Annotated in this window: 26 protein-coding genes, 6 tRNA genes and 1 riboswitch; of the genes, 22 read left to right on the top strand and 10 right to left on the bottom strand. The window is 66.2% G+C overall.

Annotation, left to right across the window (positions count from 1 at the left end):
- Positions 1–3 precede the first annotated feature (3 nt).
- Entirely contained in the window at positions 4–462 is a 459-nt protein-coding gene (locus QRN11_RS10360; RefSeq protein WP_091420116.1) for a SufE family protein, read from the bottom strand.
- 39 nt (positions 463–501) lie between these two features.
- A complete protein-coding gene (locus QRN11_RS10355) occupies positions 502–1,425 on the bottom strand; it encodes a sulfurtransferase (RefSeq protein ID WP_091420254.1) in 924 nt (307 codons plus the stop codon).
- A 215-nt stretch (positions 1,426–1,640) separates the two neighbouring features.
- Here QRN11_RS10355 and zapE point away from each other — a divergent pair, with 215 nt between their 5' ends.
- Positions 1,641–2,678, top strand: a complete 1,038-nt coding sequence (zapE, locus tag QRN11_RS10350) for a cell division protein ZapE (RefSeq protein ID WP_091420118.1) — start codon at positions 1,641–1,643, stop codon at positions 2,676–2,678.
- On the opposite strand, the gene QRN11_RS10345 is transcribed toward zapE, so the two are convergent.
- The 7 genes from QRN11_RS10345 to QRN11_RS10315 all read right to left on the bottom strand — a co-directional run bounded on the left by QRN11_RS10345 (position 2,675) and on the right by QRN11_RS10315 (position 5,032).
- Positions 2,675–3,898, bottom strand: a complete 1,224-nt coding sequence (locus QRN11_RS10345) for a benzoate/H(+) symporter BenE family transporter (RefSeq protein ID WP_285250894.1) — start codon at positions 3,896–3,898, stop codon at positions 2,675–2,677. The two genes, zapE and QRN11_RS10345, sit on opposite strands and share 4 nt — an antisense overlap.
- 164 nt (positions 3,899–4,062) lie before the next feature.
- Positions 4,063–4,317: an antitoxin gene (locus QRN11_RS10340; protein WP_091420256.1), complete on the bottom strand. Its 255-nt coding sequence runs from the start codon at positions 4,315–4,317 to the stop codon at positions 4,063–4,065.
- A gap of 174 nt (positions 4,318–4,491) precedes the next feature.
- Positions 4,492–4,563, bottom strand: a tRNA-Val gene (locus tag QRN11_RS10335).
- A gap of 41 nt (positions 4,564–4,604) precedes the next feature.
- Positions 4,605–4,677 (bottom strand) — tRNA-Gly (locus QRN11_RS10330).
- Positions 4,678–4,727: 50 nt separating this feature from the next.
- A tRNA-Val gene (locus QRN11_RS10325) sits at positions 4,728–4,799 on the bottom strand.
- Between the two features lie 42 nt (positions 4,800–4,841).
- Positions 4,842–4,912, bottom strand: a tRNA-Cys gene (locus QRN11_RS10320).
- A gap of 47 nt (positions 4,913–4,959) precedes the next feature.
- Positions 4,960–5,032 (bottom strand) — tRNA-Gly (locus QRN11_RS10315).
- A gap of 352 nt (positions 5,033–5,384) precedes the next feature.
- On the opposite strand from QRN11_RS10315, the gene QRN11_RS10310 reads away from it, so the two are divergent.
- The 14 genes from QRN11_RS10310 to hisF all read left to right on the top strand — a co-directional run bounded on the left by QRN11_RS10310 (position 5,385) and on the right by hisF (position 16,764).
- Positions 5,385–5,456, top strand: a tRNA-Val gene (locus QRN11_RS10310).
- A 95-nt stretch (positions 5,457–5,551) separates the two neighbouring features.
- Positions 5,552–6,412 (top strand): cytochrome, encoded by an 861-nt coding sequence (locus QRN11_RS10305; RefSeq protein ID WP_091420121.1) that lies wholly within the window; start codon positions 5,552–5,554, stop codon positions 6,410–6,412.
- Between the two features lie 87 nt (positions 6,413–6,499).
- Positions 6,500–7,114, top strand: a complete 615-nt coding sequence (gene def / locus QRN11_RS10300) for a peptide deformylase (protein WP_142058168.1) — start codon at positions 6,500–6,502, stop codon at positions 7,112–7,114.
- Positions 7,111–8,031 (top strand): methionyl-tRNA formyltransferase, encoded by a 921-nt coding sequence (gene fmt / locus QRN11_RS10295; protein WP_142058171.1) that lies wholly within the window; start codon positions 7,111–7,113, stop codon positions 8,029–8,031. The genes def and fmt overlap by 4 nt, the downstream gene beginning before the upstream one ends.
- A complete protein-coding gene (locus tag QRN11_RS10290) occupies positions 8,028–9,656 on the top strand; it encodes an RsmB/NOP family class I SAM-dependent RNA methyltransferase (RefSeq protein ID WP_285250893.1) in 1,629 nt (542 codons plus the stop codon). The genes fmt and QRN11_RS10290 overlap by 4 nt, the downstream gene beginning before the upstream one ends.
- A 97-nt stretch (positions 9,657–9,753) precedes the next feature.
- Positions 9,754–10,431 carry a ribulose-phosphate 3-epimerase gene (gene rpe, locus QRN11_RS10285; protein WP_285250985.1) on the top strand — a complete coding sequence of 226 codons (678 nt, stop codon included), beginning with the start codon at positions 9,754–9,756 and terminating at the stop codon, positions 10,429–10,431.
- 39 nt (positions 10,432–10,470) lie between these two features.
- A riboswitch (FMN riboswitch) is annotated at positions 10,471–10,621 on the top strand.
- A gap of 224 nt (positions 10,622–10,845) precedes the next feature.
- Positions 10,846–11,913, top strand: a complete 1,068-nt coding sequence (gene ribD, locus QRN11_RS10280) for a bifunctional diaminohydroxyphosphoribosylaminopyrimidine deaminase/5-amino-6-(5-phosphoribosylamino)uracil reductase RibD (RefSeq protein ID WP_285250984.1) — start codon at positions 10,846–10,848, stop codon at positions 11,911–11,913.
- Entirely contained in the window at positions 11,913–12,557 is a 645-nt protein-coding gene (locus QRN11_RS10275; RefSeq protein WP_285250892.1) for a riboflavin synthase, read from the top strand. Before ribD ends, QRN11_RS10275 begins: the two co-directional genes overlap by 1 nt.
- Positions 12,554–13,291, top strand: a complete 738-nt coding sequence (gene ribB / locus QRN11_RS10270) for a 3,4-dihydroxy-2-butanone-4-phosphate synthase (protein WP_285250891.1) — start codon at positions 12,554–12,556, stop codon at positions 13,289–13,291. Before QRN11_RS10275 ends, ribB begins: the two co-directional genes overlap by 4 nt.
- Positions 13,288–14,058: a GTP cyclohydrolase II gene (gene ribA / locus QRN11_RS10265; protein ID WP_285250890.1), complete on the top strand. Its 771-nt coding sequence runs from the start codon at positions 13,288–13,290 to the stop codon at positions 14,056–14,058. The genes ribB and ribA overlap by 4 nt, the downstream gene beginning before the upstream one ends.
- Positions 14,059–14,109: 51 nt before the next feature.
- Positions 14,110–14,604, top strand: coding sequence for a 6,7-dimethyl-8-ribityllumazine synthase (gene ribH / locus QRN11_RS10260; protein WP_285250889.1), 495 nt, complete (start codon positions 14,110–14,112; stop codon positions 14,602–14,604).
- 110 nt (positions 14,605–14,714) lie between these two features.
- Entirely contained in the window at positions 14,715–14,978 is a 264-nt protein-coding gene (locus QRN11_RS10255; RefSeq protein WP_050055439.1) for a phosphoribosyl-ATP diphosphatase, read from the top strand.
- 93 nt (positions 14,979–15,071) lie between these two features.
- The gene (gene hisG / locus QRN11_RS10250) at positions 15,072–15,932 is read left to right on the top strand and encodes an ATP phosphoribosyltransferase (protein ID WP_285250888.1); all 861 of its coding nucleotides are present in this window, start codon (positions 15,072–15,074) and stop codon (positions 15,930–15,932) included.
- A gap of 55 nt (positions 15,933–15,987) precedes the next feature.
- Complete coding sequence (gene hisF, locus QRN11_RS10245; protein ID WP_285250887.1) at positions 15,988–16,764, top strand: imidazole glycerol phosphate synthase subunit HisF; 777 nt, start codon at positions 15,988–15,990, stop codon at positions 16,762–16,764.
- Between the two features lie 82 nt (positions 16,765–16,846).
- On the opposite strand, the gene QRN11_RS10240 is transcribed toward hisF, so the two are convergent.
- A complete protein-coding gene (locus QRN11_RS10240) occupies positions 16,847–17,491 on the bottom strand; it encodes a TIGR03085 family metal-binding protein (protein ID WP_091420259.1) in 645 nt (214 codons plus the stop codon).
- 112 nt (positions 17,492–17,603) lie between these two features.
- On the opposite strand from QRN11_RS10240, the gene hisI reads away from it, so the two are divergent.
- The 7 genes from hisI to trpA all read left to right on the top strand — a co-directional run bounded on the left by hisI (position 17,604) and on the right by trpA (position 23,941).
- A complete protein-coding gene (hisI, locus tag QRN11_RS10235; protein WP_285250886.1) occupies positions 17,604–18,059 on the top strand; it encodes a phosphoribosyl-AMP cyclohydrolase in 456 nt (151 codons plus the stop codon).
- Between the two features lie 154 nt (positions 18,060–18,213).
- Positions 18,214–19,800, top strand: a complete 1,587-nt coding sequence (locus tag QRN11_RS10230) for an anthranilate synthase component I (protein ID WP_285250885.1) — start codon at positions 18,214–18,216, stop codon at positions 19,798–19,800.
- A complete protein-coding gene (locus tag QRN11_RS10225; protein WP_285250884.1) occupies positions 19,800–20,453 on the top strand; it encodes a Trp biosynthesis-associated membrane protein in 654 nt (217 codons plus the stop codon). The genes QRN11_RS10230 and QRN11_RS10225 overlap by 1 nt, the downstream gene beginning before the upstream one ends.
- Before the next feature lie 105 nt (positions 20,454–20,558).
- On the top strand, positions 20,559–20,846 hold the full coding sequence (locus QRN11_RS10220) for an HGxxPAAW family protein (RefSeq protein ID WP_142061300.1): 288 nt from the start codon (positions 20,559–20,561) through the stop codon (positions 20,844–20,846).
- Positions 20,846–21,667, top strand: a complete 822-nt coding sequence (trpC, locus tag QRN11_RS10215) for an indole-3-glycerol phosphate synthase TrpC (RefSeq protein WP_285250883.1) — start codon at positions 20,846–20,848, stop codon at positions 21,665–21,667. The genes QRN11_RS10220 and trpC overlap by 1 nt, the downstream gene beginning before the upstream one ends.
- A 121-nt stretch (positions 21,668–21,788) precedes the next feature.
- On the top strand, positions 21,789–23,117 hold the full coding sequence (trpB, locus tag QRN11_RS10210; protein ID WP_285250882.1) for a tryptophan synthase subunit beta: 1,329 nt from the start codon (positions 21,789–21,791) through the stop codon (positions 23,115–23,117).
- Entirely contained in the window at positions 23,114–23,941 is an 828-nt protein-coding gene (gene trpA / locus QRN11_RS10205) for a tryptophan synthase subunit alpha (protein WP_285250881.1), read from the top strand. The genes trpB and trpA overlap by 4 nt, the downstream gene beginning before the upstream one ends.
- Position 23,942: the final 1 nt, after the last annotated feature.

Raw genomic sequence — 23,942 nt, 5'->3', positions numbered from 1 at the left:
CGGCTAGGAGCGCACAGCCGTGGAAGCGGCAACCTTGCGCTTGATCCTTCCCAGCATTGCGGTCATTCCGCGCATCCGCAGCGGCGTGATGGCGCGGGTCAGGCCCAGCAGTTCGGGCATGTCATCCGGGACCGAGAGGATCTCCTCGGCGGACAACCCGTCCAGGCCTTCATGCAGCACACCGGCAAAACCCCGCGTGGTGGGAGCCTCTGCCGGAGCCTTGAAGAAGAGCCGCACGGCGCCGGCCGGGCCGCCGCCCTTTTCCGTCTCGATGGTCAGGAACAGCGGGGACTGGCACTCCACCACCTGTTCGAGCAGTTCGGGATGGTCCTTCAGGCGCTCGGGCAGTTCCGGCAGGCCCTGCGAGAACTCGAGCAGCAGTTGCAGCCGCTCGGGCTCCGTCAGGGCCTGGAAGTCGTCCACAATGGCCGCAAGGGCGGTGGGCAGTGCTTGAGTAGTCATCATTTCCAAGTTTACGCAGGATCCACAGGGGAGGCGGCGTCAGGCTCCGACGGCGACGGGAAAGGACCCGCGCTCGGCGCCCTTGACGATGGGCACGCGCACGGCGTTGCCCCACTCGGTCCACGAACCGTCGTAGTTGCGGACGGTTTCGAAGCCCAGGAGGTACTTCAGGGCGAACCAGGTGTGGCTGGAACGCTCGCCGATGCGGCAGTAAGCCACAACGTCGTCGCCTTCGGTCAGGCCGGCCTCGCCCAGGTAGAGGGCGTCGAGTTCCTCACGGCTGCGGAAAGTTCCGTCCGGCGCGGCCGCCCGGGCCCACGGAATGGAGGCAGCAGTAGGAATGTGGCCGCCGCGCAGCGCGCCCTCCTCGGGGTAGGCCGGCATGTGGGTGCGCTGGCCGGTGTATTCCTCGGGGGAGCGGACGTCGATCAGGGGCTTGCCCAGGTGGGCCAGCACATCTTCCTTGAAAGCGCGGATCGGAGCATCGTCGCGCTCAACGACCGGGTAGTCGCCCCGTGCCGGTGCAGGCCGGTCTGTGGTCAGTTCCCTGCCTTCGGCGATCCACTTGTCCCGGCCGCCGTCGAGCAGCCGCACATCCTGGTGTCCGAAGAGGGTGAAGACCCACAGCGCGTAGGCAGCCCACCAGTTGGACTTGTCACCGTAAATCACCACGGTGCTGTCGCGGGAGATGCCTTTCGACGCCGCCAGCTCGGCGAAAGCGGCGCCATCGACGTAGTCGCGGGTCACTTCGTCATTGAGGTCGGTGTGCCAGTCGATTTTCACGGCCCCCGGGATGTGACCTGTTTCGTAGAGGAGCACGTCCTCGTCGGACTCCACTACTACCAGCTGGCCGCTGGCCACGGCACCGTTTTCGACGGCGGCTGCAAGCCACTCAGTGGAGACCAGGCGCTCCGGGTGGGCGTAGGCTGCAAACTTTTCGTTCTGTTCAACCGGGTAAGACATGGCGTTGCCTTTCATCGAGAGCACGGGTAATCCGCGGGACCGGTGTTGGGACCTGCTCCCACACTAGCCAGCGCCCCAAGTGATGTCCGTATTCCGTTAACAGGAGGAAATGTTGCCTTCATCACGCATCCGCCAAGTGTGGCCGGCGCCACCGGGAGCGGCAGTACATTGCCGGTATCCTTTCTGGGGACCAACCACCAGCAGAACGGACCACCTTGGTACAGATCGAACAGCTTGCCGCCCGAACCCCCTCGGTATCGGTGGATGAGCTCCTCAAGGGTTTCTATCCTTCACCGCGGTTCGGCCAGGTGTCATTTGCAAGCTACCGCCCCGATCCCAAGCAGCCCAGCCAGGCGCACGCAGTACATGCCCTGCAGGGTTTTGCCGGGGGCGTTGGGTCCGGTGACGGGGGTGGCCTGTTCAAGAAGTTGTTCGGCAAAAAGGACACGTCCCGCGCCGGTATCTATCTGGACGGCGGCTTCGGTGTGGGCAAGACGCACCTGCTGGCCTCGCTGTGGCACGCTTCGCCCGGGCCCAAGGCCTTCGGCACGTTCGTGGAATACACCAACTTGGTGGGGGCGCTCTCCTTCCGCAAGACTGTGGAGGCGCTGAGCGGTTACAAACTCGTCTGCATCGACGAATTCGAGCTCGACGATCCGGGCGATACCGTGCTGATGTCGCGCCTGATGCGTGAACTCGCGGACGCCGGTGTGAAGCTTGCCGCCACATCAAACACCCTGCCGGGTTCGCTGGGTGACGGCAGGTTCGCCGCAGTGGACTTCCAGCGTGAAATCCAGGTGCTCGCGGACCAGTTCGACGTGGTCCGGATTGACGGCGAGGACTTCCGCCACCGCGGGCTTCCGGCAGCCCCGGCCCCCTTGAAGAACAGCGAACTGTCCGCCCATATGAAAGCCGAGTTCGATGGCAAGACGGTGGCGCAGGATGAGTTCAGCACCCTGATCGCCCACCTGGCCGGCGTGCACCCGAGCCGCTACCGCCAGCTGATCGACGGCATCGACGGCGTGGTGTGGCGGAACGTGGGAACCATTACCGAGCAGGCGGTGGCGCTTCGCTTTGTGGTGCTGGCTGACCGGCTCTACGACAAGGATGTGCCCATCCTGGCCAGCGGGGTTCCCTTCGACAAGCTGTTCACCGAGGAAATGATGACCGGCGGCTACATGAAGAAGTACTTCCGTGCAGTCTCACGCCTCACCGCACTGGCTCGTGAAGGCCAGAACCACGAGCCCTCCTAGCTTGAAGCCGGTGGCCGGCGCGGACTGAGTACCGCCCGCACTGCCAGGCCAATGGCCAGCGCCCAAAACGCGGAGCCGACGCCGGCAAGGCCCAGCCCGGAGGCTGCCATCAGGAAAGTGACGGCCGGAGCTATCCTGTCCTCCGGGTCCGCCAGCGCCGCCGAGATGGAACTTGCCAGCGTGCCCAGGAGCGCCAGGCCGGCCACTGCTTCCAGCATGCCTGGCGGTGCAGCGGCCACCAGGGTGACCAGTGCCGTGGAGAACGCAGCCAGCACAAGGTAGGCAAGCCCAGACGTAAAGCCCGCAACCCACCGCCTGCTCCGGTCCGGCCCCGCTTCTTCACCTGCTGCAAGTGCTGCGCTCAGTGCGGCAAGGTTGACGGCATGGGCGCCGAAAGGGGCTGCCAGGGCAGTCCCGGCGCCGGTCACCAGCATGGACGCACGCCACGGGGTGTCGTAGCCGAACGACCGGAGTACTGCCACCCCGGGAACGTTCTGGGATGCCATCGTCACCACAAAAAGCGGCAGGGCGATACCCGCCATCGCCTGCAGGCTGAACGTGGGGGCGGTCCAGTCGAAGGCAGGAAAAATTTCGGTCCCGTTCAGGGACGTGCCGCCCGCCGCCAGGGAAACGCCGATCACCACCAAGGCCACCAGCAGCGCCGCGGGCACCGACCAGCGGGGCGCGAACTTCATCATCACCAGCCAGCAGGCAATGACCGGGGCTATGAACAGCGGCACATCGGCCAAGGCTTTGAATGGCGCGAGGCAGAGCTGCAGCAACACGCCGGCAAGCATCGCCTGCGCCAGGGTTGCCGGGATCCTGGCCATCAGCCGTCCCAGGGCGGAGACCAGGCCGGTCATGGCGATCAGTATCCCCGCGGCAAGGAAGGCGCCGACGGCGGCCGGCCACCCGCCGTCGGCCGTTCCTGACGTTGCCAGCAGCGCAGCTCCGGGAGTGGACCACGCGAGGGTCACCGGCACTTTTGACCGCCAGGAAAGCCACAACACGCCCACTCCCACCGCCACGGTGAGTGCCAGCAGCCCGGAGGCGGCCTGCGCGGGGTCGGCCCCCACTGCCTTCAGCCCGGACAGGACCACGGCGAAAGACGAGGTAAAGCCCACCAGCGCGGTGACGATTCCTGCCACCACCGGCCTGGAATCCAGTGTGGATTGCCTGCCGGGCCGGTGGGTTTTGAGGGAAACGGGGGACTTCGCCATACGGGCAGGTTATCGGGACTGGCTCATTAGCCTTCAATCGGGCCGCAGCGTACAAGCGCCGGGAACCTGAGGCCTGTCCTCAAACGCCAAAGGTGCGGGTGCCGCCTCCCGGCGGGACCCGCACCCCGTTGACGTACTAGGGCAAAGCCCTGGCCAAATCCTGTTTACGGAGCCTTATCAACCGGCGGAACCGGGTTGACCGGCGGGACCTGCTCAGCGGCAGGTGCCGTGCCTGGGGTTCCGTTCTTGTCAATGAGCTTGGAAGCGCCATCCTGGATCTTGTTGACGTGACCGGAGTACTTGCCTCCGGTCTTGGTGTCGACTAAATCGCCGGCCTTGGTGATGCCGTTCTTGATGGCCTGCTCGTTGCCGCGGATGAGACCTTGAGCCTTGCCCTTTAGATCGTCAATCAGTCCCACGAGCACCTCCCTTCAATCGCGGAGCCAGGTCGCTCCTCGCGCCTTCGATCCTAGCCCTGCCAAGGAGGCGTGCCAAGGAAACCAGGCACTTTGGGCGTTCGCCCGGAGCGGATGCAGGAACACCGGCAGTCAAACGGGGCATGAAAAAAGCAGCTCCAGGGGAGCTGCTGAGTGTGGGCGATACTGGGATCGAACCAGTGACCTCTTCCGTGTCAGGGAAGCGCGCTACCGCTGCGCCAATCGCCCGGAACCGGAAGACCGGCATATGGGTTTATGAGAAGTAAGAGAGCGGACGACGAGATTCGAACTCGCGACATCCACCTTGGCAAGGTGGTGCTCTACCAGCTGAGCTACGTCCGCGTGTGCAGGACCGGTAAACCGGTGGTACTGCGGGCAAGTTGCCTTGCCAGTGGGCGATACTGGGATCGAACCAGTGACCTCTTCCGTGTCAGGGAAGCGCGCTACCGCTGCGCCAATCGCCCATGTTCATTCGGAGAGTATCCGAAATACCATGGTTTTCACCGAGGTGGGTACGGGATTCGAACCCGTGTATACGGCTTTGCAGGCCGCTGCCTCGCCTCTCGGCCAACCCACCGTGTTAGCGCCGATTCAAAAGAACCTTTGCCGTGACAGTGTCCTGCGAGCGGACGACGAGATTCGAACTCGCGACATCCACCTTGGCAAGGTGGTGCTCTACCAGCTGAGCTACGTCCGCATTTTGGAGGGCTGATTCGCTGCCGTTCCCGGCATTTCCTCGCTTTCCAACGAGTAAAAACAATATAGGAGGTTCGGGGATTCTCCAAATCGTCTCCCGCAAAGGGGGACACAATGGCGCTGCTTCCCAGCAATCACGCGGATTTTTCCAAGTTACAGGCGTGTAATTCACGACGGCGGCGCAGGTCTTTGCGGGAGGGTTGCCCTTATGGAAGGGGCTGGGTGGGAGGCGCGCCGCCCGAGTCCTTCGCTTCCGTGTGCAGCTTTACCAATACAGTTGAGTGCCTGAAGCGGTGCCGCTTCCGGCCGATTTCCGAAATGGCCGCAAGGTCCGCTAACATTCAAATGCATCAGGGCGATTGGCGCAGTGGTAGCGCGCTTCGTTCACACCGAAGAGGTCACTGGTTCGAACCCAGTATCGCCCACCGCATATGGTCCGTTTCCGCTCATCAGCAGCGGAAACGGACCATTTTTTGTGCGTGCGGACATTCTGTCAGCCCCTTGTGAAAGAGTTTTTCTTATGACAGCTCCACTTCTTGCCCATGCCACGGAATACGGGCGGATGTACGCCCGGTCCACCTCCGAGCACTTCTCCGTCCCGTCCATCACCACGGTGATCGGCCAGCAGCCGCACGGGCTCGACGGCTGGTTCGGGTACATGGGCGCCAGCAGCCTGGCCAAGGATCCGCTGCTGGCCGACTGCCTGGGAAGCCCCGCCAAAATCAAACAGGCAGTCAATCGGGCAGCCAAAGCAGCGGAAACCTACCGGGACGAGGCCGCCAAGCGCGGGGACCGCGTGCATTTCTACTGCGAGCAGGTGGCCCTGCGGGCCCTGGGCCGTCCCCACGGCATGAAGGAAGCGCGCGAGGCCCTCGCAGCCAACGGCGAAGAAGCCTTCGCCGTCCGGTTCGACGAATGGTGGGAGCTTTTCCAGGTTGAACCCATCGCCCCCGAGATCACCGTCTGGAACAACTCCGTGGGATACGCCGGAACCCTGGACCTCGTGGCACGGATCAACGGCCGGATCTGCCTTATCGATTACAAAACCAAGGGCACCACCCGTGACGGCCTGGTCAAGCCGCTGGACGACAAAGTAGTCATGCAGCTGGTGGCCGGCATGAAAGCCGAGGAGAGCCTGGTGGATCCTGAAGCCGGTACCTGGGAGCCGTGGAAGTACGGCGAAAACCCGGTCCTGCTGGCCGTGGCCATTGGCGAGACCGAGGTCCGCCCCGTCCGCGCCAACCCCGAGGTCCTCAAGCACCACTGGTGGAAGTTCTGCGCCCTGCGGCGTGTGTGGGAGCTGTCCGCGGACACTATTTCAGCGGGCACCGCGCTCCTGCCCATCGCCCCTCCGCCTCTCGCGCAGGTACAGCCCGCCTAGGTACGCGGGTGCAGGGACAGCCCGGGAGTTGTCTGCGCCTAAACTGGATTGGTCCCCTTTGCCGCCTACCGTAAGGACAAACAGCGCATGGCTATTCTGAATATCCGCATCATCGGTGATCCTGTGCTCCGCACAGTTGCCGATCCTGTGACGGATTTCGGGCCTGAGCTGGCCAAGCTGGTGGCGGACATGACTGAAACCATGGAAGACGTCGACGGCGCCGGCCTCGCCGCGCCTCAAATCGGCGTCAGCAAGCGAGTCTTCACCTACCGCATTGACGGCGTGGAGGGGCACATCATTAACCCTGTGCTCGAAAACAGCGAGGACTTCCAGCCGGACCACGTGGAAGGCTGCCTCTCCATCCCGGGCCTGGGTTTCCCGGTCAAGCGTTACCGCGCCACCCGCGTCACCGGCGTCGATATGCACGGCAACCCCGTCACCGTCGAGGGCGAGGGGATGCTGGCACGCTGCTTCCAGCACGAGAATGACCACCTGGACGGCATCCTCTACACCGACAGGCTGGAAGGGGAGGACCGCAAGGCTGCCCTGCGTTCCATTCGCAACGCCAACTACGACTCCATCACGGAAAAGACGACGGCGAAACGCGCCAAGACTGTCGGCTCCAGTTTCGGGGGCTCAAGCTTTGGCGGCGCAACGTCCGGCTCCAGCTTCGGTGCAGGCGCGGCTGGTACCAACGGGTGAGGGTCCTTTTCGCGGGAACCCCCGCCGTTGCTGTCCCGTCCCTTAATGCCCTCGTCGAAGCAGGCTTCGACGTCGTGGCTGTCCTTACCAGGCCCGACGCACCTATCGGCCGGAAGCGCGTCATGACGCCGTCGCCGGTGGCTGCCCGGGCAGCCGAGCTCGGGATCGAGGTGATCCACGCGTCCCGGATCAACGATGAAACCATCGCCCGGATTACCGCGGCCGGTCCCGACGTCGCTGCAATTGTGGCCTACGGCGGGCTGGTCCCGCCCGCGGCGCTTGGCATCCCGCGGCACGGGTGGATTAACCTCCATTTCTCCCTCCTTCCAGCCTGGCGCGGTGCCGCCCCCGTGCAGCGCGCCGTGATGGCCGGGGACGACATCACCGGCGCTGTGACCTTCCAGTTGGAGGAGGGCCTGGACACCGGACCGGTGTTCGGAACCCTGACGGAAACGGTGGGCCCCGACGATACCGCCGGGGAGCTCCTGGAACGGCTGTCGCACAGTGGCGGCGTGCTGCTCGCCCAGACACTCTCGGCCATTGACACCGGCAAAGCCGCCGCTGTGCCGCAGACCGGTGAGGTCTCCCTGGCACCCAAGCTGACCCTCGACGACGGTCGCCTGGACTGGAAGCACCCGGCCCTGGCGATCGGACGGCAGGCGCGGGGAGTCACTCCGGAACCGGGAGCCTGGACAATCCTGGAGGGGCAGCGGATCAAGCTGGAGCCCGTCCGGCTGCGGCCGGATGTCTCGCAGCTGGCGCCCGGTGCCGTGTCAATCCAAGACAAGAGCGTGCTGGTGGGAACCGGTTCGCACGCCGTGGAGCTGACCCGGGTCCAGCCCGCCGGCAAAAAGATGATGGCCGCTGCTGACTGGGCACGCGGCATGGCTTCCCTTGAAAGCGTGGTGTTCGAATGAGCGGTTCCGGAGACAACCAAGGCGGCCGCGGAAGAACCGGCGGCGATTCAGGCGGACAACGTGGCGGCTCCGGCGGCGGCAGCCAGCGCGGAAGCGGCCGCGGTAACGGCGGGCCGCGCGATTCCAGCAACCGCAACGCCAAGGGCCGGGAACGGAACCGCGCCGCGCAGCGCAGCTTCACTGACAGCGCGCCCTCCCAGCGGACCCGCCGGGCTGATCCTGCCCGGCTGGTAGCGTTCGAAGTCCTCCGGGCCGTGGCCGCCGCGGACGCCTATGCCAACCTGGTGCTGCCGGCACGGATCCGGCACCACGGACTGGACAAGCGGGATGCCGGGTTCGCCACCGAACTCAGCTACGGGGCCCTTCGCGGCCAGGGAACGTACGACGCCATCCTGGCCCGCTGCGTTGACCGTCCACTGGACCAGCTGGACCCGGCCATCCTGGACGCCCTCCGGCTCGGAGTCCACCAGCTGCTCGCCATGCGTGTTCCCGCGCACGCAGCGCTGGACCAGACCGTCGGCCTGGCCCGCGCCGTCATCGGCGCGGGACCCTCAGCCCTCATCAACGCAGTCCTCCGCAAAGTGGCTGCCAACACCCTCGAGGAATGGCTGGAGCTGCTGACCGGCGGCGAAACAGACGAGACCAAGGTTGCGTCCCTCCGCCACGCGCATCCCGAGTGGATTGTCCGCGCCATGCGCCAGTCGCTGGTGGCGCATGGGCGTCCGGCCTCGGAAATCAACGACCTCCTGGAAGCCGACAACGCCGCACCGGTTGTTAACCTGGTGGCCCTGCCCGGCATCGGAAGCCTCGATGAAGCCCTTGAGAACGGAGCCGCTCCCGGCGAACTGGTGGAAGGCTCCGCACTCTCCAGCGGAGGGGACCTTGGCCGGCTTGCCTCAGTGCGGGAGGGCAGTACCAGGGTCCAGGATGTCGGCTCACAGCTGGTGGCACGGGCCATGGCCGCCGTTGACCTTGTAGGGCGCCGCAGCGCCGGCGACGACGATGGAGTTGACACAAAGCACGACGGCGAAGCCTGGCTGGACCTGTGCGCAGGCCCCGGCGGCAAGGCCGCTTTGCTCGGTGCGCTGGCGAGCCAGAGGGGAGCCACCCTGCTGGCCAATGAACCCGCACCCCACCGGGCCAAGCTGGTCAGCCAGGCACTGTCCGCCGTGCCTCGGGACACATGGCAGGTCAGGACCGGCGACGGCCGCGACGTCGGCACCGAGAAGCCCGAAGTCTTTGACCGCGTGCTCGTGGACGTCCCCTGCAGCGGATTGGGCGCGCTGCGGCGCAGGCCCGAATCCCGCTGGCGCCGCACTCCCAAGGACCTGGCAGACCTGGGCCCGCTCCAGCGCGAGCTGCTCAAATCTGCGTTGGCTGCCGTCCGTCCGGGCGGCGTCGTGGCGTATGTGACCTGCTCGCCCCACCCTGCCGAAACAACCGCTGTGGTGGCCGATGCACTCCGTAAGCGCGATGACCTCGAACTGCTGGAGGCCGGGGAGGTCCTGGACAGTGTGAGCCTGACCGGGAATCTCGGCGCGGGGCACGAGTCCACCGCCCAGCTGTGGCCCCACGTCCATGGCACCGACGCCATGTTCCTTGCCCTGATCCGCAAAAAGCCCTGATCGGTAAGAAGCACTGACCCGGCAACAGCCCTGATTCCCAAGCACTCCGCACTAAGCACCGACTTCCCCGGAATCCTGCACCGTGAAAGGTATCCCCGTGACCCAATGCTGCATCAACCCGAGCATCCTCTCCGCCGACTTCGTCAACCTTGAGGCCGAGCTCAAGCGCATCAGCAATGCGGATGCGGTGCACGTGGACGTGATGGACAACCATTTCGTGCCCAACCTCACTATTGGCCTGCCGGTGGTCCAGCGGATCCAGGCAGTGAGCCCCGTGCCCCTGGATGCGCACCTGATGATTGCCGACGCCGACCGCTGGGCGCCGGGATTCGCGGATGCCGGCCTGGCATCGGTCACCTTCCACGCCGAGGCTGCGATCGCCCCGATCAAGCTGGCACGCGAACTGCGGGCGAGGGGTTCGAAGGCAGGCATGGCGCTGCGGCCGGGAACACCCGTGGAGCCGTATCTGGACATGCTGTCCGAACTGGACATGCTGCTCATCATGACAGTGGAGCCAGGCTTCGGCGGGCAGGCCTTCCTGGACGTGACCTTGCCCAAAATCCGGCGCGCCAGGAAAGCCATCGACGGTTCCGGCATCGGCGTGGCCATCCAGGTGGACGGCGGCATCACCGAGGACACCATCACCCGCGCCGCCGAGGCCGGCGCAAACGTCTTCGTGGCCGGTTCCGCCGTATACGGTGCCGATGACCCCGCCGCCGCGATTGACCGGTTGCGGCAGTCAGGCAGCGAAACGTTACGTTCCGCGGCGGAATAACAGGGAGTCCTCTGCCGTTATGGCACAATAGCAACACACATACGTGCTCCGGGGTCGGTGTAAGTCCGAACCGGCGGTGACAGTCCGCGACCCGCGAGCCGGTGGTTTCCTTCGGGAGGACACCGGCAGACGGTTGAACCGGTGGAATTCCGGTACCGACAGTTAAAGTCTGGATGAGAGAAGCACGTACAGCTGTTTCTGCGGCGTCTTGGGACGCCGCGGCGTTCTGCTGTCGTATACCCCCGGAGCCATCGCGGTTCGAGAGGGAAGGAACGACACAAGCATTATGAACCGTTTGCGATGGCTCTTTGAGGCCACTATTCCTGCTGCCGGCATGCCTGCCGGCCCAACCATCGGTGCCGCCACGTGACGGCCGGAGTGGTTACAGCTTTTACTGCTGCTGAAACCACCGCCATGGCCACCGCCCTGAAGGCTGCCCTCAACGGTCCCCGCGGTGCGAATCCCCTGGTGGGTGCCGTCGTCGTCGATCCTGACGGGCGCGAACTGGTGACCGGATTCCACCGCGGCGCCGGCACCGCCCACGCCGAAGTGGATGCCATTGCGCAGGCAGCTGCTGCCGGGATCAATCTCTCCGGCTGCACCATGCTGGTCACCCTTGAACCCTGCAACCACATCGGCCGCACCGGCCCCTGCGCCCGGGCGATCATCGACGCCGGGATCACCGACGTTATCTATGCTGTGGACGACCCCCACGATCCGGCCGCGGGCGGGGCAGCCACCCTCCGGGAAGCAGGCGTGCGCGTCCGCGCCGGACTCGGTGCCGGCGAAGCGCTGGACCTGAACCGTCAGTGGTTTGAGGCGGTGGCGGCGAAACGCCCGTTCGTCACCCTTCACGTCGCGCAGACCCTGGACAGCCGCATCGCTGCCGAAGACGGCACCAGCCAGTGGATTTCCTGCCCGGAATCCCTCGCCGACAACCACGCCATCCGCGGGCGCATTGACGCCATCCTCGTCGGCACGCAGACGGTGCTGGTGGACAACCCACGTCTCACCGCGAGGGACGCCGCGGGCACCCCGGCCAGCAAACAACCCGTGCGCGCTGTTATGGGGCTGCGCGACATTCCGGCGGACGCCGCCGTCCACGGAGCCGACGGCCTGGTGCTGCACCTGCCCACCCGCGACCCCCACGAAGCCCTGTCCAGCCTGTACGCGAATGGAATCCGCCACCTGATGGTCGAGGGCGGATCGCGGATACTCAGCGCTTTCCTCGCGGCCGGACTGGTGGACGAACTCATTGTCTACCTGGCGCCCACACTGCTCGGTTCCGGAACTGCCGCCCTCACCGGCCTGGGAATCACCACCCTCGCTGATGCGCAGCACTGGGAGTGGGACGCATCCGACGGCGGCGCCGTCCGGACACTGGGCCGTGACCTAAGACTCCACCTCCGACCGCAACGCACTGTTGCCCTCGACCCACAACCGTCCCGCGCCACCGCGGAGCAAGCCCAGGGAGGCTACTGATGTTTACTGGAATTATTGCCGAGCAGGGGCAGGTCCTGTCCATGGAAAGGGACGGCGACGCCAGCGCCACCCTCCGGTTGCGCGCGCCGGGAACCACTGAGGGGCTGGCCCTGGGCGGGTCCATTGCCGTGAACGGTGTTTGCCTGACTGCCACTGACATCGACGGCAAGGAGTTCAGCGTGGACGTGATGGGGGAGACCCTGGTCCGCAGCACCATCGGTGAACTTGCACCGGGCGACGCCGTCAACCTTGAACGCTGCGTTCCCGCCGGCGGACGGCTTGACGGACACGTGGTGCAGGGCCACGTGGACGGCGTCGGCGTGCTGCTGGAACGCGAGCCGCTGGGCAACTGGGACCGGCTCCGCTTCGGCGTCCCTGCAAACCTGGCCCGCTACATCGCAGAAAAGGGATCCATTGCCATCGACGGCGTGTCCCTCACCGTCACCGCCGTCAGCCCCGCCGCAGAGCAGGAACCCTGGTTCGAAGTGGGACTGATCCCCACCACCCTGGCTGAAACCGGGCTCGGTACCAAAGTCGCCGGCAGCCGGGTGAACCTGGAAGTTGACGTGCTGGCCAAGTACACCGAACGCCTGCTGGCGTTCAGCACGGCAGCGCCCGGCGCTGTTGAAGGAGGAACACGATGAACGCCGCCGTCCGAGTCGAACCCGAGGTGGCCACCGCTGACCACTCCCGCCCTCGGGAGAACCCCGCCGTACGGCTGAGCACCATCGAAGAAGCGGTCCAGGCCATCGCCGCGGGCAGGCCCGTGCTGGCCGTGGACAACGAGGACCGCGAAAACGAAGGCGACATCATTTTCGCCGCCCAGTCCGCCACGCCCGCGTTGATGGGCTGGACCATCAGATACAGCTCCGGCGTCATCTGCGTCCCGCTGTCCGGAGAACGCGCCGATGCCTTGGACCTGCCTCCCATGGTGGAAGTCAACCAGGACGCGAAGGGCACCGCATACACCGTTTCCTGCGATGCTGCCACAGGCGTCAGCACCGGAATTTCCGCCACGGACCGGGCCCTCACGGCCAGGGTGCTCGCCGATCCGCAGTCGGAGCCGGCGTCCGTGACGCGCCCTGGGCATATTTTCCCGCTGCGTGCGGTTGACGGTGGTGTGCGGGAACGTCCCGGCCACACCGAAGCCGCAGTGGACCTGTGCCGCCTGGCCGGCCTGGAACCTGTGGCCGTGATCGCTGAAGTAGTGTATGACGACGGCGAAATGATGCGGCTGGACGGGCTCCGTGCCTTCGCTGCTGAACACGGATGCCCCCTGATTTCGATTCAGGACCTGGTGGCCTACCTCGACGCGGAGGGCACATCGGACGGTATTACCCGGGCAGCACGCGCGGGCGAAGAAGAGGAGATACGATGACGGCTTCCGCAGCTTCGGGCAACGGCCACCTGCCTGCCTCAGGCAACGGCCACCACAAGGCCGAATCCGCACCTGGCCACCACCACGCGGAGGGCAACGGCCATACACCCCATCCCGTCAGCGCCGGTCCCATCGTGCAGCTGCCCACAGCTTTCGGTGATTTCGTGGCCCAGGCCTGGACGGACCTGGTCACCGGCCACGAGCACCTGGCGGTCAGCTCTCCGAACCCGCCCAAGGATGGAAAAGCGCCCCTGGTCCGGCTGCACTCCGAATGCCTCACCGGGGATGTTTTTGGTTCGTACCGCTGCGACTGCGGCGAGCAGCTTGCCTACGCCCTGGAAATGATCCGCGAACACGGCGGGACGTTGCTGTATCTGCGCGGGCAGGAAGGCAGGGGCATCGGCCTCGCCAACAAGATCAAGGCCTACGCACTGCAGGAGGCCGGCTTCGACACAGTGGAGGCCAACGAACAGCTTGGCCTGCCGGTGGACGCCCGCTGCTACAAAGCGGCCGCCCAGGTGCTGGCCGAAATGGGGCTGCACGAGGTGCGACTGTTGAGCAACAACCCGGACAAGCAGAACAGGCTGGCGAAGGCCGGCGTCAAGGTGGTGGAAATGGTCCCCACCGAGGTGCCCTCGCGCGACCAGAACATCCGGTACCTGCAGACCAAGAAGGACCGCATGGAGCACCGCCTGGTGCTTGGCTCCCACGTGGGCCCGGTGCCGGTAGCCAGTCCCGGCGCCGGCTTCGAGCACGAACAAGACTGAACAGCACATTTCGCTGCTGACCCAACACAACGAACGGAACAGTACTGACCTATGAGCGGACACGGCGCCCCCGACATCGACCTCTCCACCCTCAACCCGGCCGAAACGTCCCAGCTGAAGCTGGCCATCGTCGCGGCCAGCTGGCACACCCAGATCATGGACGGCCTCCTGGACGGTGCCCTGCGCGCGGCCAAGGACGCCGGCATCGCCGAGCCCACCGTCCTGCGGGTGCCGGGCAGCTTTGAGTTGCCGGTGGCAGCCGCGCGCCTCGCGCCGCACTTCGACGCCGTGGTGGCCCTCGGCGTCGTGATCCGCGGCGGCACGCCGCACTTCGAGTATGTCTGCCAGGCCGCGACGTCGGGACTCACCGACGTGAGCGTCCGCACCGGCGTCCCCGTGGGCTTTGGCGTCCTGACCTGCGACACCGAGCAGCAGGGCCTGGACCGTGCCGGCCTCCCCGGCTCGAAGGAAGACAAGGGCCACGAGGCTGTGACCGCGGCCCTGGCCACCGCAGTGGTGCTGAAGCAGTACCGCAGCCAGCAGTAGGGCTTGCTGACAGGGGCAGATGGCGGGCGCGTGTGTGTTCACTCACATCGCGCCCGTCATGCAACGGCCCGACAAGCGCCCTTTGGACCGCAGCAAGTAGGCTGGAGGGCGTGAAGAATTTCGAGACGCTGTTCGCTGAGCTCAGCGAGAAGGCAGCCGCCCGCCCGGAAGGCTCCCGCACCGTCGCTGAATTGGACTCCGGTGTCCACGGCATCGGCAAAAAAGTCGTTGAAGAAGCAGCCGAAGTATGGATGGCTGCCGAATATGAATCCGATGAAGCGGCGGCCGAGGAAATCTCCCAGCTGCTGTACCACCTGCAGGTTCTGATGCTCGCCAAAGGCCTGACCCTGGAAGACGTCTACAAGCATCTGTAGCCACCAGTCCGGCGCGCCCTCTGCCCGCCGGTGCCTGCCGTGGCCTGCACTGCTTGAACACCTGGACATTTCCACATTTAGAAAGATTTCCCCATGCTGCGAGTAGCTGTCCCCAACAAGGGTTCCCTGTCCGAAGCCGCCTCCGCAATGTTGTCCGAAGCCGGATACCGCCAGCGCCGAGATACCCGCGAGCTGGTGATGGTGGACCCGGACAACGACATCGAGTTCTTCTTCCTCCGTCCCCGCGACATCGCCGTGTACGTGGGCCAGGGAACGCTCGACGTCGGCATCACCGGCCGTGATCTGCTGCTGGACGCAGAGGTGGAGGCAGAGGAACTGCTTCCACTCGGTTTCGCCGCCTCCACGTTCCGCTTCGCCGGCCCGGTCGGGGATTTCGGCAAGGTTGAGGAGCTGGAAGGCAAGCGCCTGGCCACCAGCTACGACGGCCTGCTGCGCGGCTACCTCGCCGAACGCGGCATCAACGCCAAGGTGGTCCGCCTCGACGGCGCCGTGGAGTCCTCGGTCCGGCTCGGAGTTGCCGACGCTATTGCCGACGTCGTGGAAACCGGCAACACGCTCAAGGCCGCCGGGATGGAAATCTTCGGCGACCCCATCCTCAAGTCCGAGGCTGTCCTGATCCGGCGCACCGGCGCAGGCGGTGCCGCGAACGGCACAGCCAAGGAGATCGAGGTCCTGATCCGCCGGCTGCAGGGTGTGCTGGTGGCGCGCCAGTACGTCCTGATGGATTACGACATCCGCAAGGAACTCGTGGAACAGGCCGCCGCGTTGACGCCGGGCCTGGAATCGCCCACGGTCTCGCCGCTGCGGGACTCGGAATGGGTGGCCGTTCGCTCCATGGTGCCCAAGCGCGAAACCAACCGGATCATGGATGAGCTGTACGACCTCGGGGCCCGCGCCATCCTGGTCAGCAGCATCCACGCCTGCCGCATCTGATTCCAGGCAGCGGATCCCAGCGCGACATCCACTACAGAATTTCCAGGAGTTTCCCATGGCAGTAGCCGTACGCGTCATTCCCTGCCTCGACGTGGACGCCGGGCGCGTCGTCAAAGGCGTTAACTTCGAGGGCCTCCGCGACGCCGGCGACCCCGTGGAGCTCGCCCACCGGTACGACAACGCCGGTGCCGATGAATTGACCTTCCTTGACGTCACCGCGTCTTCCGGCAACCGCGAAACCACCTTCGACGTGGTCCGCAGGACCGCCGAGGAAGTGTTCATTCCGCTGTGCGTTGGCGGCGGCGTGCGCGGGGTTGCCGAGGTGGACAAGCTGCTCCGCTTCGGTGCGGACAAAGCCTCCATCAACACCGCAGCCGTTGCCCGGCCCGAGGTCATCGACGAAATCACCCGGCATTTCGGTTCCCAGGTCCTCGTCCTGTCCGTGGACGCTCGCCGCACCCGCCCCGGATCCCAGCCCACGCCGTCGGGCTTTGAAGTAACCACCCACGGCGGACGGACCGGCACCGGGATCGACGCCATCGCCTGGGCCAAGGAAGCCGCGGACCGCGGTGTGGGGGAGATCCTGCTGAACTCCATCGACGCCGACGGCACCAAGGACGGGTTCGACCTCGAACTCATCAAACTGGTCCGCGCTGCCGTCAAAGTCCCCATCATCGCCTCCGGCGGTGCGGGGGAGCCGGCGCACTTCCCGCCCGCCGTCGCGGCCGGCGCTGACGCGGTCCTGGCCGCATCGATCTTCCACTGGGGCCCGGACGACATGATGTCCCAGGTTAAGAACGCGATCCGGGAAGCAGGCTTCGAAGTCCGCTAGCCGCCGGGCTAAAGCAACGCGGAGTCATTTCCGGCCCACAAACCTCGGTTTATTGGGCGTTTAGTGACCTCGCGTTGCTTGGTTAAAGGCCTACTTCGGCTGACTGGAGGAGGGCGACGGCGTCGGGCTGGCCTTCGAAGGTGACCAGGGCGTGGCGCGTGCGGCCGTGGGCGTGCATGAGCAGCTCGCCCGGCTCGCCAACGATTGCGACCGAAACAGGGGCCCGCTTGGCCACGTGCCGCGGGCCCGACGGCCGCACCAGCACAATGCCGAGGTCGACGCCCCGGTACAGGATGGCGGCACGCTTCACCAGCTCATCCCACAGCGCTTCCGAATACGCCTCATCCAGTGCCCTCGGTGCCCAACGGTCCACTGCGCGGCGGACGTCCTCGGTGTGCACGAAGTATTCGATCAGGTTGGAGCTTTCGTCCAGTGCCTTGATGTTCATCGGGGACAGCGCCGGCGGTCCGGCCCGGAACGTGTTCACGAGTCCCGTGTACGCTTCGGGCGTGGTCAGCTTCGCTGCCAGCTTGGCTGTGGCCTGGTCCGAAGCCTTGGCCAGGCGCTTGATGATCAATCCGAGCCCTACAGCGGCTTTGCGCTCACGCAGATACAGGTGCGCGGCAAGGTCCCTGGTGCGCCAGCCTTTGCAGAGTGTGGGCGCGTCAGGGCCGGCCGCAAGCAGGGTCTCGGCCAGGACTTCTCGGGACGGGTCGACGAAATGCATCACTTGTGAAACTAGCACGACACCCGTGCAGTTGGGCAGCGCGGCCGCCGGTGCTGGCGTGCCGTTGTTCACACACGATTCCGGGCACGGCAAAGGCACTAGACTTGACCTGATGTCTGAGCAGCCCGCCCCCGTCCCCACTCCTGCTTCCACCCTGCCCGCAGCACCCTGGCCGGGCGCGGCGGGAACTCCTGAAGGCACCCCTGCGGCCGGCCCGCTGCCGTCCGAACTGGCCGCCGCGCTGAAGCGGGACAGTGCAGGACTCGTGGCCGCCGTCGTGCAGCAGTTCGACACCAACGAGGTGCTGATGCTCGGCTGGATGGACGACGAAGCATTGCACCGCACCATGACCACGGGGCGCGTCACGTTCTACTCCCGCTCCCGGCAGGAGTACTGGCGCAAGGGAGACACCTCCGGGCACGTGCAGTGGGTGAAGTCCGTGGCCATGGACTGCGACGGCGACGCCCTCCTGGTGCGGGTGGACCAGGTGGGCGCCGCGTGCCACACCGGCACCCGCACCTGCTTCGACGGCAGGGAGCTGGCTGTCACCACAGGCCAGGCACTCTGACTTTCTTCCGCTGACCGCAGCCAGCCTGCGGCAGGCAGGGGGGTGTTGGCCACCCCTGCAACCATTGCGCAACAGGTACCGGCGCAGGCCCATGAAGCGCCGGCCCACCAGAACCAGAACCGGCCCCGACGAGAACAGGCGGAACAGCATAGCCATGCAGGACCTTGGAACCATCAGCCCAAGCCTCGAGGAGTTCCGGGAACTGGCCGGCCACAGCCGCGTCATCCCCGTCCGGCTCAAAGTACTCGCCGACGCTGAAACGCCCATCGGCTTGTACCGCAAGCTCGCCCAGGGGCAGCCCGGAACATTCCTGATGGAGTCTGCAGCCGTGGGCGGGGCATGGTCCCGCTACTCGTTCATCGGCGCCCGGTCCCGGGCCACCCTGACCACCAAGGATGGTAAAGCCCACTGGCTGGGAGAGCCGCCAGTGGGAGTCCCGGTGGGCGGGAGCCCGGTGGACGCCGTCCGCGACACCATCGAAGCACTGCGCACTGACCGGTTTGAGGGCCTGCCGCCGTTCACCTCCGGCCTGGTGGGTTTCCTCGGCTGGGAAACAGTGCGCCACTGGGAACGTCTGGTCAGTCCGCCCGAGGACGACCTGCAGCTGCCGGAGATGGCGCTGAACCTCGTCACGGACATGGCGGTCCACGACAACGTGGACGGCACCGTGCTGCTGATCGCCAACGCCATCAACTTCGATGACAGTTCCGAACGCGTGGACGACGCATGGCACGACGCCGTTGCCCGGGTCAAGGCGCTCCTCACCCAAGTCAGCACTCCCGTTGCCCAGCCCGTGTCAGTGCTGGCCCCTGCCGCGCTGGACTTTGCCGCCAGCGTGCAGGAACGCTGGGACGAGGCCGAGTACCTGGCAGCCCTTGACCGCGGCAAGGAAGCAATCGTCGACGGCGAAGTGTTCCAGGTGGTGATTTCCCGCCGCTTCGAAATGGAGTGCAAGGCTTCAGCCCTGGACGTCTACCGGGTCCTGCGCAACACCAACCCCAGCCCGTACATGTACATCTTCAGCCTCGAGGACGCCGATGGCCGGGAATACTCGATCGTCGGGTCCTCGCCTGAGGCACTGGTCACCGTGACCGGTGAAGAGGTCATCACCCACCCCATCGCCGGTTCCCGGCCGCGCGGCAAGACGGTGGAAGCGGACAAGGCCCTCGCCGAGGAACTGCTCGCGGACCAGAAGGAACGCGCCGAACACCTGATGCTGGTGGACCTGTCCCGCAACGACCTTTCCAAGGTGTGTGTCGCGGGAACCGTGGATGTCACGCAGTTCATGGAGGTGGAGCGCTTCAGCCACATCATGCACCTGGTTTCCACCGTGGTGGGCCAGCTCTCGCCACAGGCCAAGGCCTACGACGTGCTGAAGGCCACCTTCCCGGCAGGCACACTCTCCGGCGCACCGAAACCCCGCGCCCTGCGGCTCCTCGATGAGCTCGAACCGCACCGCCGGGGCATCTACGGGGGAGTGGTGGGCTACCTCGACTTCGCGGGCGACATGGACATGGCCATCGCCATCCGCTCCGCACTGCTGCGCGAAGGCCGGGCCTATGTCCAGGCAGGCGGCGGCATCGTGGCCGACTCCGTGAACCCCACCGAGGCCCTCGAAACCGTGAACAAGGCCGCCGCCCCGTTGCGCGCCGTGCACACGGCAAGTTCCCTGCAGAACATCACTGCAGACTCCCTTTCCGCGGAATCTGAAGGCGCTGTATCCGGCGGGACGGACTCCTGATGCCTGGTGTCCCCCGGAACGCCGAACCGGCAGCGGAACAGCCCGGGACAGCAACGAAGCGTGCCACACCCGCCTGGGCCCGCAAGTCCACGCTGGTGCTGCTGGTAGCCGTCCTGGCGCTGGCAGTCTTCGGCACCACCACCCAGACGTGGCTGACCGTCACGCTGGACCCGGACCAGGTGGGCCAGTCCGGTACCGCCCAGACGGCACTGGAGGTACAGGGCAGCAAGGCTGCCACTGCCGTCACCGCGCTGGCCCTCGTGGCCCTCGCCGGCGGGCTGGCAGACGCGATCGCAGGCAGGATCGCCCGGTGGATCATCACCGCCATCATCCTCCTGGCCTCGGCCGGGATTATCGCCGCTGCCGCCACCGTCCTGGCTGACCCGCTGGCGGCAGCCCAGGGTGCCATCGCCGCAGCCACCGGTGTCACCGGCAGCGAGGCTCAAGTGGCCGTCGCGGCTTTCCCGGTCCTCGCCGTCGTGGCAGGCTGCCTGCTGGCGCTGGCCGCGCTGCTCATCATTCCGGCCAGCCGGTACTGGAAATCCCGGACCAAATATGACGCGCCCACCATCAGCGGAACCGCGGCCGCGTCAGGACCGGTTGACGAGATCGACAGCTGGGACCGGCTCTCCCGCGGCGACGATCCCACATAAACAGGCCACGGGCTGCCCCGGCCCGCCCAGCCCGGCGGCACAATACGCGGCGGGCAGCCAAAAAATGGCAGAATGTAAGCAGTATCCACCCTGAGGAGATTTTCCATGAGCAAAGCACCTGCATCCGTTTCCAAGTCAGGCACCCGCACGGTTGCCCCCGGCGCCATTGACCACAGCCAGGAACTCGGCCACGGCAACAGCCCCGCGGCCTGGACCTGCGTCATTGTGATGCTGGTAGGCGCCCTCATCGCATCAATCGCCTTCGTTATCGCCAGCACCCCCATCTTCATCGCCGGTATCGCCGTGATGGTCGTCGGCCTTATCCTCGGCTACATCATGCGCAAGGCAGGCTACGGCGTCGAAGGCAGCAAGCTGAAGAACTCCGGCCACTGATGGCAACTGTTCTCGATGACATCAACGCCGGTGTCAGGGAGGATATGGACGCCCGGAAACGCCTTGTTTCCCTGGCTGAACTGAAGGACCTGGCCCAGGCCGCAGCACCGGCCCGTGACCCCTGGGCTGCCCTCGGTGGTCCCTCCCAGTCACGTGACCAGCTCAAAGTCATCGCGGAAATCAAGCGGCGCAGCCCTTCCAAAGGCGACCTCGCAGCCATTGGCGACCCTGCGTCACTTGCGCGGCAGTATGCCGACGGCGGTGCCTCCGTCATCAGCGTCCTCACCGAACAGCGCCGCTTCAACGGGTCCCTGGCGGACCTCGACGCCGTGCGCGCGGCGGTGGACGTGCCCTTGCTGCGCAAGGACTTCACCCTCGACGAGTACCAGATCTGGGAGGCCCGGGCCCACGGCGCGGACCTCATCCTGCTGATCGTGGCGGCGCTCTCCGACGCGCAGTTGAACGAGTTCTCGGCATTGAGCCGGGAACTGGGCATGAACGTTCTCGTGGAAACGCACACCGAAGAGGAAATCGAGCGGGCGGTCGCAGCCCAGGCGCGCATCATCGGAGTGAACGTGCGCAACCTGAAGACGCTCGACGTCGACCGTTCCGTTTTCGCGTCCCTGGCGGGCCTGATTCCGGCGGAGGCCCTCGTGGTTGCCGAATCAGGTGTCCGCGGCGTGGATGACGTGACGCACTACGCCGCCAGCGGCGCCAACGCAATCCTGGTGGGGGAGGCCCTGGTGAGCCACTCGACCCCGCGCGAGCGGATTGCCGAGTTTACTGCGGCAGGCGCCGCCGCCATCGCCGCCCGGCGCTGACGCAGCGCCCCTGGCCGCGGCAGCGTGGGCAGGGGCTGCCTGCCGCCCGCGGTTTTGTTCCGGCCCACCAGCGGGAACACCACAACTTACCGAACGATCAACTTCGAACAGGACGGGACTGATGGCCGACGCACCCTCAGGAAACGCTGACAACAAGGCCGCGGAAGCATTCCTGCAGGGCGGCTCCCTGAAACACGCCCCGGGGCCGTACTTCGGCAACTACGGGGGGCGCTGGATGCCTGAGTCGCTCATCGCCGCCCTGGACGAGCTCGAAGAGACGTTCGACAAGGCCAAGGACGATCCGGAGTTCCGGGCCCAGGTCGCTGACCTGAACAAGAACTACTCCGGCCGTCCCTCGCTGCTGACCGAAGCCAAGCGCTTTTCCCAGCACGCCGGGGGAGTCCGGGTCTTCCTCAAGCGTGAGGACCTGAACCACACCGGTTCCCACAAGATCAACAACGTCCTGGGCCAGGCGCTGCTCGCCAAGCGCATGGGCAAGACGCGGGTCATTGCCGAGACCGGCGCGGGCCAGCACGGCGTGGCCAGCGCCACCGCCGCGGCCCTGATGGGCCTGGAGTGCGTGGTGTACATGGGCGCCGAGGACTGCCGCCGCCAGGCGCTGAACGTTGCCCGGATGGAGCTCCTGGGCGCCACCGTCATCCCCGTGACCAGCGGCTCGCAGACCCTCAAGGACGCCATCAACGAGGCCTTGCGCGACTGGGTGGCCAACGTGGACAACACCCACTACCTCCTGGGCACTGCCGCCGGGGCCCACCCGTTCCCGGCGATGGTCCGCTACTTCCACGAGGTGATCGGGGAGGAAGCACGCGCCCAGATCCTGGACCAGGAAGGCCGGCTCCCGGACGCCGTCTGCGCCTGCATCGGCGGCGGCTCCAACGCCATCGGCATCTTCCACGGCTTCCTCGACGATCCGTCCGTGAAGATCTACGGCTTCGAAGCAGGCGGCGACGGCGTGGAAACGGGCCGCCACGCGGCCACCATCACGCTGGGCAAGCCGGGCGTCCTGCACGGCGCCCGCTCGTACCTCATGCAGGATGACGACGGCCAGACCATCGAGTCCCACTCCATCTCCGCGGGCCTCGACTACCCCGGCGTCGGTCCCGAACACTCCTACCTGTCGGACATTGGCCGGGTCAGCTACGAACCCATTACCGACGCCGAGGCCATGGAGGCCTTCCGCCTCCTGTGCCGCACCGAAGGCATCATCCCCGCCATCGAGTCCTCGCACGCGCTGGCGGGCGCCATCAAGGTGGGCCAGCGCCTCGCTGCCGAAGCCGCTGATGCCGGCGGCACCGCACAGGACAAGATCGTGATCGTCAACCTTTCGGGCCGTGGGGACAAGGATGTTGCCACCGCCGCCGAATGGTTCGATCTGTTGGACAAGAATTCCGCCGAGTCCGAGATCGGCAAAGAGGGGGAGCAGCTGTGAGCACTGCACAGACCACCAGCAAGTCGGCCGCGGCCATCGACAAGGCACGCGCCGAAGGCCGCGCCGCCCTCATCGGCTACCTTCCCGCCGGCTACCCCAGCGTGGAGGAGACCATCGCCGCGGGCATCGCCCTGGCCGAGAACGGGGCCGACCTGATCGAAATCGGCATCCCGTACTCGGACCCTGTCATGGACGGCCAGGTCATCCAGGCCGCCACCACCGAGGCCCTGGCCAAAGGCTTCCACGTCCGCCAGGTCTTTGACGTGGTGGCCGGCATCACCAGCAAAACCGACGCCGCCGTCCTGGTGATGACCTACTGGAACCCCGTGATCCGGATGGGCGTGGACGAGTTCTCCCGGCGCCTGGCCGAAGCAGGCGGCGCCGGACTCATCACCCCCGACCTCATCCCCGACGAAGCAGCGGAGTGGATGGAAGCCTCGGACAAGTACGGCCTGGACCGGGTGTTCCTGGTGGCGCCATCCTCCACCACGGAGCGCATGCAGCGCACCGTGGACGCCAGCCGCGGCTTCGTCTACGCCGTGTCCATCATGGGTGTCACCGGCGCCCGGACCTCCGTCAGCACTGCTGCCAAGGACGTGGTGGCCGCAGCGCATGCCGCCGGTGCCGAGCGTGTGTGTGTTGGGCTGGGCGTCTCCAATGCCGAACAGGTCCGCGAGATTGCGGCCTATGCCGAAGGCGTGATCGTGGGCACCGCACTCGTGGCCGCAATCCGCGACGGCGGCGTGGACGCCGTCGCCGCCCTCACCAAGGACCTCAGCACGGGACTGGCCAGGGAAACTGGCCTGACCGGGGAAGAAGCCTAAT

The sequence above is a fragment of the Pseudarthrobacter sp. fls2-241-R2A-168 genome (genome assembly GCF_030209335.1).
Taxonomy (GTDB): Bacteria; Actinomycetota; Actinomycetes; order Actinomycetales; family Micrococcaceae; genus Arthrobacter.
This window is presented reverse-complemented; position numbering and strand designations above follow the sequence as displayed.